The following is a 15230-nucleotide window of genomic DNA, read 5'->3' as shown; positions in this document are numbered from 1 at the left end:
ATGTCAATCTTGCAGTACGCCCAAAACGCTCAGCGCTTTATTTAAGCCCTTAACGAAGCTCTTGTCATCGAGCATTGCCTGCACCTTCTTGGGCGCCGGATCCATCGACTTTTCGTTGTAAAAAATCTTTTTGTTTGCATCGTAGTAGTATTTTTTATTATTTTCGTCTTGATAATGAATTTGTCCTGCCCGCTGCCCGGGATTTGGATTTTCCACATCAATTCTTGATTTTCCCTCACCTTTCCACATGGGTTTGCTGGCTGTTTGGGCTCCATCTATCCCCAACATTTTTCCATCAAACGTTTTCAAGGAGTCGTAGTACTTTCCATCGACCCCTTTGTAGAAAACTCTTGTTTCTTGGTATCTTGTCCCCTCGTTGACGACAGCTGTATATTCCTGTCGCCCGTTTGCATTCTGAGTGCCGATCGGTCGGGCGTTGGGAAGCTGATCAGCCGTGTATGCACATGTGTTGTGAACCCAAACCCCCTCCTGCCCCTCCTCGCCCTTGACGAAGTAGGTATGGAAGTCCGCCACCGTCAGGTTATAGGCCTTCAACGGCTCCGTTGTGCGTTGAACTTGGGTAACTTCCAGCCAACTGCCGCTGCTGCCCAGCAAGCGATAGCCCGCCTTCAAATTGGCTGCATCTACCCATTGCGCACGAAGGATTGGCCCCCGGTAATCGTGACCTTCGGATGCCTTAGGCAGCACCGTTCCCCTCTCAGTGCCCGGCACCTGCGCAAAGAACGGATGAATGACATTGGAAACGATGACCTGCACTTCTCCATTCTTGTCTTTGGTGGTCACATAGACTGTTTCTTGGTACGGATTGCTGTACTGCGCCAGCACGTTCTTATAGCCCGCGGCTCCGTCGAGCTCATTGCGCGCGTAGACGTTGTCACCGACACGAATGTCCTTGATTTGGGTGTAGCCAGAACGGGTCTTGACTTGCATGTCACCCCTGAAGGAGCAGGTGGCACCTCCGGAGGGTTTCCCCCCGGTGGGGGCCTTGGCCACGGTGGTGCCTCCCAGCTTGGTGCCTACCATGCTGCCGACAGCAATACCAGCGTATGGCAGTGCACCGACGATCGCTGCCTTCAACAGCTCGCCCGCACCTGCTGCGGAATGCTGTTTCTCCAACGTCTCGTACATCTTGGTCATGTCCGTGAGTTGCTGGTCGATCAGACCGTTCACCAGCGCCTTTTTCTCTGGCGTGTCCGCATAGAAGTAGGCTTCCGTGAGCCTCTGCAAGTTGTGACTCGCTGTAGTGGACGTTCCCATGCATTGGTTCAAGCTGCCTCCAGTGCCGCAATCGCGTTCAATGCGCGCTGTCTGCTTTTCGGCGTCTAGCGTCATCTCCTTCCGCAACTTCTCGACATCGCAACTCTTGTTAGTCCCGCTGGAACACGCACGCAGGTCGCTCATCAATTTGGTCGCACCGCGGTTGCTCAAGGCATTGTTGATAGCCGCATTGGCACTTGAGGCTGCAGCGATGTTGATGCCCTCGGCATCGAGCCCGGCTACCGCGCCTCCGATAGCGGCGAGCACTTGGGTCATCTCGACTGCCCCCGGCCTGACATTGCCGTATTCATCACGTCCGAACGCGTTGGCCGTGAGTTCACCGATGACTGCACCCAGCGCCCCTGCACCGCAGCCGCTCGAACTGTCTGCACGCGCGGCGCCGACGGCGCACCCTGCAATGGCGTGAAGGACGTTCTGCGTGAAGCCGTTGATGTCCCCGTAGTACTTCAACCCTCCAATGCCATCCGCGCTTTGGGCTGCAACCGTATTCAAAATCGCATCCGTCAACCCCGAACGCAGTTCGTCTTCCAGGCTGGTTCCATTGATAGCACTGCGCACCACCGCGCTAGCCGCGCCGTCAATAAGTTGGCGCTGCAACTGATCCGTGAACTTCGCCGAGCCGTTGGTCGCGTTAGCAAGGTTGTCTGGCAAGACCTCGCTCAGCCCCTGAAGCACGCCCGCGGTGACCATTGCCGTGGCGATGCTCTTTACACCCTCGCTGCTGCCCAACTCCTCGAGCACCTTGCCGATGTCACCGTTGTTGTTGACGAAGCTCACCGCGGCCCGGCTGGCCAGGGCGGTGACGCCGGCTTGCACTGCGGCGCCCACACCTGCAGACGCGGTCGCGCCCATGCCTGCTCCAGCCGCAGCACCGCTGGCAGCAGTCCCGGCCTGGGCAGCCACAGGCCCGGCCACCATACCGACCACTACACTGACGACAAGGGCCGCCACCGGCCCCAGGCTGGTCTGGCTGTAAGCCCACTTCTTGTGCTCTTCCTGCACGCGCTGCCATTCGACGCTGTTGGCGAAGGCTGGGTCGGACGCAAGTTGATTCACCCAAGCCATGCCGGGCTGCTGGCCCAAAGCAGCGAGGCTGTCGTTCTGTCCCAGCTGCGCAGTCACCCCTCCGTTGGCCTTGATGGTCAGGTTCTGGACATTGAACAGGTTGTATTGGCTGGTTTCGTCAGCCTGGCCACTCCCCTTGGCCGAGACCCAGGCCCCGTCGCCGTCGTTCTCCGTGCGACTGGCCGCGCTCGTCGTCTTCTGCGTGAGCAGGTTGAGCCTGCCGCCAGCCTCGATGTCGAGGGTCTGGGCATTGGCTTCGATGGCGCTGAGCGTCATGTCGCCGCCACTTCGCAGCTGGATGTCTTTCCCAGCAAGCGTGCTGCGTGCCAAGGTGGTCTGCTGGCTGTCGGCATCTAGGCTGGAATGGCTCAGCCCCTTCCGGGTGGAATGGGTGGTTTCGGCAGTCGCCCGATTCTCACCCGCGTACAAGGTCAGCTTGTCGCCCGCATCGAGGCTCAGGGTTTGACCCGCACTCAGCGTGGCAGCACGCCCGGTAATGTTGTTTCCGGCGGAGATGTTCACATCACCCGCGCCGCTGACCGTGCTGCCGGTTTCCTGACTGCGCTCCTCATTGCGCGTGTTTCTGCTGCTCCAGCGGATGTCTTCGGTACGGTGGGTTGTGACGCTGTCGAGGTTCACGTCACGCCCGGCAACAAGGGCCGCATCGCCTGCGCTCTTCACTTCGGCGCCGACCAGGTTCATGTCGCGCCCCGCCGCGGCCACCAGGCTGCCCCCCGGGTTGGTCACATACAGGCCGGCGACCCGGTCCAGCGTGACGGCGGATAGGTCCACGCCGCTCGAGGCATCGGAACGCGCGAGCGCACCGGCGGTGCTTTTAGAGTCGCGTGTGGTGGTCACCACATTGATATCGCGTCCGGCCACCGCGGCCAGGCGGCTGCGAGCATCGACGATGCCACCGATAACGTTGAGGTCGTTCCTGGCCGTGAGGCTGACGTCATCGCCGGTGATCCGGCCGCCCAGATTGTTGATGTTCTGGCCTGTAAGAACCACGGCGTTGCGTCCGGCAATGGTGCCGGCGTCGTTCGTGATGTCTCCTGTGAACTGCATGTTCACGCTGCGGCCCGACAGCAGCGCGCCCGAGCCGTCGATGTCGCCTGCCTTCACATGCACGTAGACCTGGGGTACCAACACGCGTTGGGTGCTGCCGTCTGGCAAGGTGGCGGTCTGCTCGACCAGCCAGACGATGTCGCTGGTGAGCTGCGCCATTTGCGCGTCTGTCAGGGCGATTCCCGGGCGCAAGCCGTACTGCTTGGCGAACGTTGCCCCGGCGTTCATCAGCGCCGTGTACTGCGCTTCGTCGCTCTCGAAGCCACTCAGGTAGCGGAAGCCGGTCAACTGCGCCACCTGTTCACGGATCAGCCGCTGCTCGTAGAAACCGTCACCCAGGCGTTTGAGCGTGTTGTTGGGGTCCAGGCCGAGGTTGTTCAGCAGATAGTCGCTGGACAGCCAGTTGCGGTAGCTGGCAAAGCGTGGGTCCGTCTCGATCAGATAGCGGCTGGACGATTCAGGATGCGTGGTGAACAGGCTGGCGGTCGGTACCGTGGCGTTGGGCACAGTGGTGCGAACGACGGTGGGTGCGGTTCCAGCAGTACCTGCGGTTCCGCTCGGCCCTGCGGCCGAGGGAACCTGGATGATCGGATTGACACGCGCGCCGGCAGATACGTCGCCCGCGCCTTGGGCGCCGGTATCGGTCTGGCCTCGCGTCAGCGTGCCGGTGCCGGCTCCACTGCCCGCGAACGCCACATTGCCTTGCTGGCGTGCCGCTGCGAGCGTGACGGTGGAGTTGGTCGTGAGGTTGTACGGCGCTAGCTGGTAGACCCGCTCGTCGCTCCCGAAGTCGTGCTCGTTGATGTAGCTGTGGAGCGTGATCCCTTTCTGCACGGTGGGCGCATCGACCGTCAGGCCGACGTTCTGGATCGTGCCGCCGGTGACCGTCAGTGCGCCACCGGCGAGGATCTGGCTCATGTCGTTGACGCCGCTGCCCACGGCGATGTTCATCGTGCCGCCCGCGAGGATCTTCGCCGGCTTGGAACTTTGGAGCACCGGCGTGGACGAGGTCACGGTGTAGTCGTACGCGTCGTAGATGGACGACATGCGCGTGGGCTTGTAGTCGCTGGGATCTGTGAGCGACGTGTGCCCCGTCATGGTGTAGATGAATTTCAGCGTGGCTTCATCCAGCTTCTTGTGTGCCGCGCGATAGGCCTGCCACCGGTCGTACTCGGCCTGCGTGACCGGATGGTCGAAAGGCGTAAACACTTCGTGCGGAGGCTCGCTGCTGTCCCAGCTTGTGATGCCTGCCTGTCCCACCGTGACGTCGGGGTAGCGCCAGCCGATGAAGTCCGCGGGCACCTCCTCCGCGGGCGGCGTCACGCCGAAGGTCGCCCAGATCGGATCGGTGCGCAAGTACCAAGCGCCAGGGACGGTCACTCCGGTGCAGGTGCTGTCTTCCCCGACCGTGCACTCTTGGACCGTCCGGTCATGGCTGCTGGCCGGGCTTCGCATGTAGTAAGCACGGAACTTCTCGAGGGGATACTCGGGCGACGGGATCAGCAGACGCATGTTGGCGTTGCTGCCGGGCCCTTGTGGGTTGGTGGCGGGTACGGCGGCCCAGCCGTTCCAGCCGGTGTCGGGGAACTGCTGGAAGCCACCGATGCTGAAGAGCACCTCGCTCGCCGCATAGCGCACGCTGCTGCCGGGGAGCGAATATTCGACGACGTGCTGGCTCGAGCCGGGCTCCAGGGTCCAGGTCGCGCCGCCATTGGTGTTGTTCAGCACGCTCGTGTTGATGTCGACGTTGCGAGTCGCCTCAATGGTTGCGGCGTGGTTGTTCAGGGTGGTGGCCGATCCCGTGGCACGGCCTGCGGCGTCGAGGCTGCCGCCGATAGCGAGGTCGCCGTCGCTGAAGATCAGTGAACCATCGCGGTTGCTGACGGTGGTGGCGCCGATGTCCAGGCGCCCACGCGCGGCAATCGTCGCAGCGGTGGTGGTGCCGTTGATGGTTTCGGCGAGATTGTTGAGCGTACCGGCACCGATGGAAACATGGTCGCCATAAATGCGGCCGGTGCCCACGTTGTCGAGAGTCCCTGCGTCAACGCGCGTCACCACGCCATCGATCACTCCGCGGTTGGTCACAGTGCCGCTGGCGCTCAAACGGGTGGTGGTGCCCTGAATGTCGCCAGTGGCGGTGTTGTCGATGTTCGTGGCCGACAGCGACAAATCCTTGCCTGCGGCGATCCGGCCGCTGTTGGAAATGTTGCCGCTGGTGGTGATGCCCAGGTCCCGGTTGGCGATGGTCTCGCTGCCCGAAGCCATTGCGACGTCTTGCGTCAAGGCAAGGTACATGTTGCCTTGGGAGAGCAGCTTGCCGCCGCTGGCGAGCGACGCCGCATCCATGATGAGCGTATTGCCGGCCAGCAGGGTGCCCGCATTGATTATCTTCAAGGCCTTCGCGCTCGCCGTACCCGCATTGGGATCGGCGAGGGTCAGCGTGTCGCCTGCGGAGATCAGCCCGCCGGTGCCGTTCTCGATGCGCCCGGTACTGGTCAAGGTCGCGTTCGCATTGGCGCGGACCGTCCCCAACGTGTTGTCGACGGCGACCGCCGTGATCGCAACGTTCTGGCCTTCGATGCCCTGATCGATGCCCGAGGTGGCTGTGTTGTCGAGGCTTCCGGCGCTCAGCGTGGTCGTCTTCGTCGAGCGGATCAGACCGCCCGCGTTGAAGAGGTTGCCGGCGCTGATGCCAAGGTCATCGACCGCCAGCGTCTGCCCACTCCGGTTGTCGTAGGCGGCGCCGTGGGTGTCGATGGCCAACGTAGATTGGCCCAGCACCAAGCCGGCATTGCCGTTGACGAACTCGCCGCTGTCAACGACGAGGGAATTTTTTGAGCCGATGAAGCCGGCCCTATTGTCCACGCGGCCGTAATAACCGTCTGCGGCACCTGTAGCAATGCGTACAGTGTCAGCGCTGACGATGCCGCCTTGGCCGTTTGCATATCCTGCAGCGTTCGTGTTGACCAAAGCTCCGCCATGCGTGTCGATGGTCATTGCGCCGCCGGATTGAATCAGTCCGGCGTCGTTGGTGAGCGCACCGGAGTTCACGCCGACGGTGCTGCCTGCAGTCAGGGTTCCGCGTGTGTTGTCCAACGCGCCCTTGTTCGTGTCGATGGCAAGGCGGTTGCCGCTGACCTTGCCGTCGGTGTTCGTTAAGAGGCTGTTCGCAAGCACGACTCCGCCCGCAGCCAGCAGGCTGCCAGACGTGTTGTCGGTCGTGCCGGTCGTCGTGACGTGAAGGTCTCCCGCCACAGCGGCAATCGCTCCGGATGTGTTGTCGAGGCTCGCGGCGTTGACGATGGTCCCGCCATTGGAGCCCAGCGTGCCCTTGACGTTCGACAGCGCTCCTGCGGCCGTGATGCTCAACGTACCGGGCGTGGTGACCACGGCGTCGCTGGTGTTCACGTCCCCTTGCGTCGCGACGATGGCGATGTTGGCGGCGCTGGTCTGTTTCCCGGAGATGTCGACGCTCGCGCCTTGCAGGGCAGCATCGCCCGCTGCGAGGTTGGTGCCGTTGGCAACGAGGGCACCGGTGGAGGTCACGCTCAGGGAGCCTTGTGCACCGGGTGCGCTGGCGAGATTGCCGTCGCTCTGGATGCCGGCGCCGAGCACGCTGGTGCTGCCGCTTCGCACGCTCGCGGCCGTGATGGTCGTATTGCGGCCTGCCGTGATGCTGCCGTCGTTGATCAGCGCACCGTCGACCGCGACATTCACATCGTTGGCACCGCGCAGCGTGCCGCCATTCGTGAGCGAACCCGCCTGGATGCCCAGATCGGTGGCCGCGTTGATGGAGCCCGTGCCGCCGTTGGCCAGTTGATTTCTGACCGCCAGTTGCACGCTGGACTGCGCCGACTGGACGCTGCCTTGCGTGTTATCCAGCGAGCCGGTGCTGAGCGTCAGGCCTTGGTTGGTAGCAAGAGTGCCGCCGGTGTTGTTCACCGCGCCCGCCACATTGGCCGTCAGCGCGCCCGTTGCCGAGATCGTTCCGCGCGTGTTGTCGGCCTGGCCGCCCACCGTGAGCGTGGCGTCGGTGGCGCTGGTCAGCTTGCCATCGATATTGACCAGGTCGCCGGTCGTGGTGATGTTCAGGCTGCCCGCGTTCAGCGTGCCGCCGGTGTTGTCGAAGCGATCGACATTGGCGCTGAAGCCGTTGCTGACGTTCAGCGTGCCGCCGTGGTTGTCGAACGTCGGCTGGCTCACGGCCATGCTGGCGACGTTCAAGGTGCCGCCGTTGTTGTTGATGTTCGCGCTCTGCAGGCTGATGGGCCCGCCAGCGTAGATCTTGCCGCCGTCGTTGCGGATCGTGCCCGCGGCGGTGATCGCACCCGGCGACGGCGGCACGTACGGGGCGGGCGTGATGGTGCCGCCGGAGCCGGTATCCGTGCCGGTGCCTGCGGTCGGCGTGGTCGGGCTGGTGGTGCCGCCTGTGCCAGTTCCTGTGCCCGTGCCGCCGCCGGTTCCGGCGTCGGGCGTGGCCGGCGCAGCCGCCACGGGCTCCGCGCCGATGACGCCGCCGCTGGTGTTGCTCAAAGCGGGCGCGCTCAGCGCCAAGCCGGTGCTGCTGGTCTGGCGGATGGTGCCGCCGCGGTTGTCGATGTCGCCCGCCGTGCTGGCCAGCTCCAGCCGCGCGCCTTCGAGCGTGCCGCCGGTGCCGTTCAATGCATTGGCCAGGTCGCCCTGCGTCGTGATCTTGAGGTTGCCGCCGCTGACTACGCGGCCGCTGTTGGCCATGCCCGTTGCCGCCAGGTTCGCATCGGCGGTGGCCTGGAGGGTTCCGATGTTCTCCAGGCGCCCGGCGCTGGTCACCACCAGCTGGCCCGCACCCATCAGCGCAGTGGCGCCGGGTGCAGCCTGGATCGTGCCGGCATTGCGCACGCCCAGCCCGGCCTCGGTGCCGATGAGCGTGATCTTGCCGGCGTACATGCCGCCGAGCGCGGCCACGTCCAGCGCAAAGGTGGGCGCCGTGCCGGTGCCGCTGGTGGGCGTGACCTGGCTGTGGTCGGCGCTGACGGTGTTCGCACCCGTCACCACCTTCAGCTCGTTGGCCCAGATGCCCGCGTTGGCCTCGACCGCACGCGCAAGAATCGCGGCGTAGTCCGTCTTGCTGGCGTCCAAGCCGGCCCCGTCGATGGTGACGGTGCCGCCGCGCACCAGAAAGCTGTCGAGGCCGCCAATGGCATTGAACTGCGGCGTGCCCGTGGTCAGCGTGGCGCGCGATGCATTGATGAAGCCGACTCCATCGATGCTGATGCCTGCAGGATTGGCGATGACCACCTCGGCACGCTGACCCGCCACTTCGATGTACCCGCGCAGTTGGCTCGGGCTGCCGCCGTTCACTTCGTTGAGGATGATGCGCGCGGGGCCGGTCGCGAGATACGGATTGCCTTGGACGAACCCACCGAGCTGGCTCTGCACGTTGGTGCGGCTGTTGTTCAGGATGGCGCCGTTGGGCGCCACGTTGAACTGCTGGTACACGTTGCGCGAGACGCCCGCGGCGCTGGGCGTCTGGATGTTGATGAGCGGCACGCCGTTGGGCGCGACCATCACGGTGGGGCGCAGGTTGGCGGGAACGTTGGGCGCGCCGACGATCTGGGCTTGGGCGGGTGAGGCCGAGAGCATGCCCGCGAGCGCTGCGCCCACGACCATGGGCGCCAGGGCTGCCGCACCTGCGGCAATTGCGCCGCCGGCATCGGTGGTGGCCTTGGACGTGCCTTTGCCCGTGCTCTTGGCCGTTTCTTGAACGACCATGCGGAGCCCGCGCTTCGCATTGAACACAATGCGGTGCAAATTTTTATTCATTCCCTGATCTCTCTGCGTGACAGCAATGCACGCCCCTCAGGAGGGCGTGCTAACCGCCGGCACCGATGCCGACGCATGCGATTTTCTCGTTACAAAGAGTTAACGAATGTCAAAATCAATGGAAGAGCGCAGATAGGCAGAGGAATCGTCAGATTTTTCACACGTGCAAAGAGCATCAGAACAACACTCGTCAATCGTGTGTAACCCGTAAGTTCTAGGAGTTCAGCGCAAGAGCCTGCGTTAGAGTCGCAGCCCACCGCCACACGCGTCATGACCGCACGATTTCAATCCGTCGCTCCCACAGTTCGCCTTGCCGACCAGGTGGCCGATGCGCTGGCGGCCGAAGTGCGCAGCGGGCGTTTGTCGGAAGGCGACAGGCTTCCGACCGAGTCCGCACTGGCCGAGCAGTTCGGCGTGAGCCGCACAGTGGTGCGCGAAGCGGTTTCGCGGCTCAAGTCGCTGGGGCTGCTCGATTCGCGCCAAGGCAGCGGCGTGTATGTGCGCGCGGCCGGGGTTGAGCCGCTGCGCTTCGAGATGCCGCATGTGGCCTCGCGCGAGGCGGTGATCCAGATGGTCGAGCTGCGCCGCGCGCTCGAAGCCGAAGTGGCCGCGCTGGCCGCCGAGCGGCGCACGCCTGAAGACGTGCAGCGCATCCGCGATGCCATCGAGGCGCTGCACGCCGCGGTGGCGGCCGGCGGCAACGGCGCGGATGAAGACGTGCGCTTTCACCGCGCCATTGCCGAGGCCGCGCGCAATCCCTTTCTGATCGGCACGCTGCAGTACCTGCGGCAGTTTCTGCATGGCGCCACGCGTGTCACGCGCGCCAACGAAGCGCGCCGCGCAGACTTTGCGCGCGAGGTGGCGCAGGAGCACGCGCAGATCGTGGAAGCCATCGAGGCCGGCGACCCGCTGCGCGCCCGGGAGGCCGCCAAGTCCCACATGGACAACGCCATTCGCCGCATCGAACAGGCCGACCCTGCCTTCTGGCAGCAGGAGGGCGCGCAACTCGCGCGGCCGCTGGTCGAAGGCTGGCCCGTCGGCAAATAAGCAGAAAGGAAACGAGGTGTAGTTTGCGGGTTTACCCGAAGCGGGCTGGCTGGTTCAAATTTGTATGATGACCTGATAAATCAAGGGGCGGCGGCGCAGAAGAAGCAATCCGCACGACCCCGGTTCCTCATCCAAAACGGACCTTCCAATGAATTCGACACTCCAGGCACCCTTGGTTGCCACTGCCGACATGCAGGCCGATGGCGCGCTCGAGAAGCGTGCCTACACCAAGGTGTTCTGGCGCCTCGTTCCCTTTCTGATGCTCTGCTACGTGGTCGCGTATCTCGACCGGGTGAACGTGGGATTCGCCAAGCTGCAGATGGGGCAAGACCTCGGCTTCAGCGAAACGGTGTTCGGCCTGGGCGCCGGCATCTTCTTTCTCGGCTACTTCCTGTTCGAGGTGCCGAGCAACCTGCTGCTCAACCGGGTGGGCGCGCGAATCTGGATTGCGCGAATCATGATCACCTGGGGCATGCTTTCGGCGTGCTTCGTTTTTGTGGAAACACCGACCAGCTTCTACATCCTGCGTTTTCTGCTCGGCGTGGCGGAGGCGGGCTTCTACCCCGGCGTGATCCTGTACCTCACCCACTGGTACCCGGCGCATCGGCGCGCGCGCATCATCGCGGTCTTCATGTCGGCCATTCCGGTGGCGGGCATCTTCGGCAATCCGCTCTCGGGCTGGATCATGGATGCCTTCCACGGCGTGTCGTCGATGGAGGGCTGGCAGTGGATGTTCATCATCGAAGCGATTCCGGCCGTGATCGTCGGCGTGATGGTGCTGGTCTACCTGGACAACGGCATCCAGCAGGCGCGCTGGCTCGACCCCGAAGAAAAGCGCCTGCTGCAACGCGAGGTCGAACGCGACCAGGCGCACGGCGCCAAGGGGCCGCACTCGGTGGGCGCCATGTTCCGCGATGCGCGCGTGTGGTGGATGGCGCTGATCTACTTCGCCTTCGTCATGGGGCAATACGCGCTCACCTTCTGGCTGCCCACGCTGGTCAAGGCCACGGGCGTCAAAGGCAACCTGCACATCGGCCTGTTGAGCGCCATTCCGTTCATCTGTGCCATCGTCGCGATGAACCTTTTCGGCCGCAGCGCCGACCGCCGGCAGGAGCGCCGCTGGCACCTGATCGTGCCCGCGCTGATGGGCGCCATCGGCTTCACGGTGGCGGCCTCGTACACGCAGAATACGGTCGTGTCGCTCGCATTCCTCTCGCTTGCCGCAGCCGGCGTGCTCACCTGCGCGCCGCTGTTCTGGTCGCTGCCCACCGCCTTTCTTTCGAGCACGGCGGCGGCCGCGGGCATTGCGGTCATCAACTCGGTGGGCAACCTCGCGGGCTTCGTCAGTCCCTATCTCATCGGCTACCTGAAAGACCTCACCGGCAGCACGCAGATCGGCATGTACGTGCTGGCCGCAGCGCTGGTGCTTGGGGCCATTGGCGTGTGGCTCACGCCCAAGCAGCTCGTGAATCGCTGATCGAAAGAACCCCTGACATGACTTTCAACACCAACAACACACCCGTGGTCGGCCTGGTGGGGCTGGGCGCCATGGGCAGCGGCATGGCGCAATCGCTGCGCCGCGCGGGCTACGAGCCGCACGTTTTCGACGTGCGCCTGGACGTGGCCCACGCCTTTGCGCGCGACGGCGGCGTGGCCTGCGACACACTGGCCGCGCTTGGCGCGCAGTGCGACATCGTGGTTTCCGTGGTCGTCAATGCGGCGCAGACCGAGTCGGTGCTGTTCGGCGACGGCACCACGCCCGGCTGCGCGGCGTCGATGAAGCCCGGCAGCCTGTTCGTGATGTGCTCCACCGTCGATCCGAACTGGTCGGTCGCGCTCGAAGCGCGCCTGGCCGCGCAGGGCATCCTGTACCTCGACGCGCCGATTTCCGGTGGCGCCGCCAAGGCCGCGAGCGGCCAGATGACGATGATGACCGCCGGCACGCCCGCGGCCTATGAAAAGGCCGGCGCGGTGCTCGACGCCATGGCCGCCAAGGTTTATCGTCTTGGAGACCGCGCAGGGGCGGGCAGCAAGGTCAAGGTCATCAACCAGTTGCTAGCGGGCGTGCACATTGCCGCAGCGGCCGAGGCCATGGCGCTAGGCCTGCGCGAAGGCGTGGACCCGGCTGCGCTGTACGAGGTGATCACGCACAGCGCGGGCAACAGCTGGATGTTCGAGAACCGCATGGCGCACGTGCTGGCGGGCGACTACACGCCGCTCTCGGCCGTTGACATCTTCGTAAAGGACCTGGGCCTGGTGCTCGACGTGGCGCGCACCAGCAAGTTTCCGCTGCCGCTCTCGTCCACTGCGCACCAGATGTTCATGCAGGCGTCTACCGCGGGTTTTGCGCGCGAAGACGACAGCGCGGTCATCAAGATTTTTCCCGGCATCGAACTGCCGGCTGCCGACAAGAAAGCCTGAACAAGGAAGACAAGCATCATGAATATTCTCATCACCGGAGGTTGCGGTTTTGTCGGTGCGCGGCTCGCGCGCACGCTGCTCTCGGGTGGCCCGCTGGCGCTGGCCGGAGGCGTGGTCCAGCCCGTCGCGCGCATCACGCTGGCCGACCGCGTGCCGCCGCCCGCAGACCTGCAAGCCGATGGCCGCGTGCACTTTGTGCAAGGCGACCTGTACGAGCAGGCCGTGAGCGGCGTGCTGCCGCTGGCCGACACGCATGCCGTGTTCCACCTTGCCGCCGCAGTGAGCGGCGAATGCGAGGCCGACTTCGACCTGGGCATGCGCAGCAACCTGGACACCACGCGCGCGCTGCTCGAAGCCTGCCGCCGCGCGGGCCACGCGCCGGTGTTCGTGTTCTCCAGCTCGGTTGCGGTCTTCGGCGATTCGCCCGAGCAGCGCCTGCCCGAAGTGATCGAAGACACCACGCTGCCGACGCCGCAGAACAGCTACGGCATCCAGAAGTTCATCGGCGAGCAGCTTGTGGCCGACTTCACGCGCAAGGGCTTCGTGCAGGGCCGCAACGTGCGGCTCATGACGGTGTCGGTGCGCCCCGGCCGGCCCAACGGCGCGGCCTCCAGCTTCCTGAGCGGCGTGCTGCGCGAGCCGCTGGCCGGCGAACGCGCGCGCTGCCCGGTGGCGCCCGAGACAGCCGTTGCCCTTGCATCGCCCGGCAACACCGTCGCGGGCATCATCCGCGCGGCCACGGCCAGCGCTGCCGAGTGGGGTGCGCGCACCGCGGTCAACCTGCCGGCCTTGACGACCACCGTGCGCGAAATGGCAGATGCGCTCGAGCGCATCGCCGGCAAAGAGGCCACGTCGCTGATCGACTGGGAGCCCGATGCGAACATCGCCAAGATCGTGACCAGCTGGCCCAGCCGCATTCATGCGGCGCGCGCCGAGGCGCTGGGCCTGAAGGCCGACGCGAGCTTCGACGCCATCTTGCGCGACTACGTGCGCGAGAACACGCAGGCCGTAAAGTTGGCCGTGGCCGCAAAGGACTGAGCAATGCCCAAGCTGCTGCTCGGCTGCATTGCCGACGACTTCACCGGCGCCACCGACCTGGCCAACAACCTCGTGCGCGCCGGCATGCGCGTGGTGCAAGCCATCGGCGTGCCCGCCACGCCGCTCGACGCTGAAGTCGATGCCGTGGTGGTCGCGCTCAAGTCGCGCACCATCGCACCGGCCGAAGCCATCGAGCAGTCACTCGCCGCGCTGCGTTGGCTGCAGGCGCAGGGCGCGCAGCAGATCTACTTCAAGTACTGCTCCACCTTCGACAGCACGCCGCAGGGCAACATCGGCCCGGTGACCGAAGCGCTCATGGACGCGCTGCAATGCGGCTTCACCATTGCCACGCCGGCCTTCCCCGACAACAAGCGAACCGTGTTCAAGGGCTACCTGTTCGCGGGGGACGTGTTGCTCAATGAGAGCGGCATGCAGAACCATCCGCTCACGCCCATGACCGACCCGAACCTCGTGCGCGTGCTGCAGGCGCAGTGCAAGCGCAAGGTAGGCCTCATCGACCATGCGGTGGTCGCGCGCGGCGCAGCGGCCATTACAGAGCGCATCGAAGAGCTGAAAGGCGAGGGCGTGTCGATCGCGATCGTCGACGCGGTGTCGAACAACGACCTGCTGCGGCTCGGCCCGGCCATCGCCAAGATGCCGCTGGTCACCGCCGGTTCAGGCGTCGCCATCGGCTTGCCCGCCAACTTCGGCCTTGCCCCCTCCTCGCAATCCAGCGCGCTGCCAGCCGCGGGCGGATTGCGTGCCGTGGTGTCAGGCAGTTGCTCATTGGCCACCAACCGGCAGGTGCTCGACTTCATCCAGCGCGGCGGCGCGGCACTGGCCATCGATCCGCTGCGCATTGCCGCAGGCGTCGATGTGGCTGCGGAGACCCTCGAATGGGCAACACCTCTCGTCGGCAAGCAGCCAGTGCTCGTCTACTCCACAGCCGAGGCGGGCGCTGTCAAGTCGGTGCAGGGCCGGCTCGGCGTCGAAGAGGCCGGTGCCATGGTCGAGCGCACCATCGCCGCCATTGCGCGCGGCTTGGTCGAACGCGGTGTGCGCCAGCTTGTAGTGGCGGGCGGCGAAACCTCGGGCGCATGCGTGCAGGCGTTGGGCATTGCACAGATGCAGATCGGTCCGCAGATCGATCCCGGCGTGCCGTGGTGCCATGCCCGCACCGATGTGGCGGAAGGCACGTCGGTGCACATTGCGCTCAAGTCTGGCAACTTTGGGGGGGATGATTTCTTCACCAAGGCATTTACAGTGCTGGGATGAATTGCATGCCGGGTACTTGTTCAGGGCGCGCTCCCGTGCGTTCGGGGTGCGCACCCGCCGACGGGGTACCTTTCTCCGCGAATGTCCCCCGGCCTGCGGCCTCCTCCTTTATTTCTCCAGAGCAGTCGTTGATCAGCGGTTCACCACGAGCGTGCCCAAGTGCACAGGGCATCGGGTGCTCCGCGCAGCGAAATAAAGGAGGAGGGGCGCAGCCC

General features: G+C 64.8%; 6 protein-coding genes. 5 read left to right on the top strand and 1 reads right to left on the bottom strand.

From position 1 onward, the window contains the following. Positions 1–3 precede the first annotated feature (3 nt). The gene (locus QHG62_RS00030) at positions 4–9234 is read right to left on the bottom strand and encodes a polymorphic toxin-type HINT domain-containing protein (protein ID WP_281148780.1); all 9231 of its coding nucleotides are present in this window, start codon (positions 9232–9234) and stop codon (positions 4–6) included. 270 nt (positions 9235–9504) lie between these two features. Here QHG62_RS00030 and QHG62_RS00025 point away from each other — a divergent pair, with 270 nt between their 5' ends. The 5 genes from QHG62_RS00025 (at position 9505) to otnK (ending at position 15015) form a co-directional block, all read left to right on the top strand. Then, entirely contained in the window at positions 9505–10281 is a 777-nt protein-coding gene (locus tag QHG62_RS00025; protein WP_281148779.1) for a FadR/GntR family transcriptional regulator, read from the top strand. Positions 10282–10429: 148 nt separating this feature from the next. Continuing rightward, positions 10430–11758: an MFS transporter gene (locus QHG62_RS00020; protein ID WP_432445565.1), complete on the top strand. Its 1329-nt coding sequence runs from the start codon at positions 10430–10432 to the stop codon at positions 11756–11758. Next, positions 11758–12702 carry an L-threonate dehydrogenase gene (gene ltnD / locus QHG62_RS00015; protein WP_348638697.1) on the top strand — a complete coding sequence of 315 codons (945 nt, stop codon included), beginning with the start codon at positions 11758–11760 and terminating at the stop codon, positions 12700–12702. The genes QHG62_RS00020 and ltnD overlap by 1 nt, the downstream gene beginning before the upstream one ends. Positions 12703–12720: 18 nt before the next feature. Continuing rightward, a complete protein-coding gene (gene denD, locus QHG62_RS00010) occupies positions 12721–13740 on the top strand; it encodes a D-erythronate dehydrogenase (RefSeq protein ID WP_281148777.1) in 1020 nt (339 codons plus the stop codon). A gap of 3 nt (positions 13741–13743) precedes the next feature. Further along, positions 13744–15015, top strand: coding sequence for a 3-oxo-tetronate kinase (gene otnK, locus QHG62_RS00005; RefSeq protein WP_281148776.1), 1272 nt, complete (start codon positions 13744–13746; stop codon positions 15013–15015). Positions 15016–15230: the final 215 nt, after the last annotated feature.

The sequence above is a fragment of the Variovorax paradoxus genome, from assembly GCF_029919115.1.
GTDB classification, from domain to species: domain Bacteria; phylum Pseudomonadota; class Gammaproteobacteria; order Burkholderiales; family Burkholderiaceae_C; genus Variovorax; species Variovorax paradoxus_O.
This window is presented reverse-complemented; position numbering and strand designations above follow the sequence as displayed.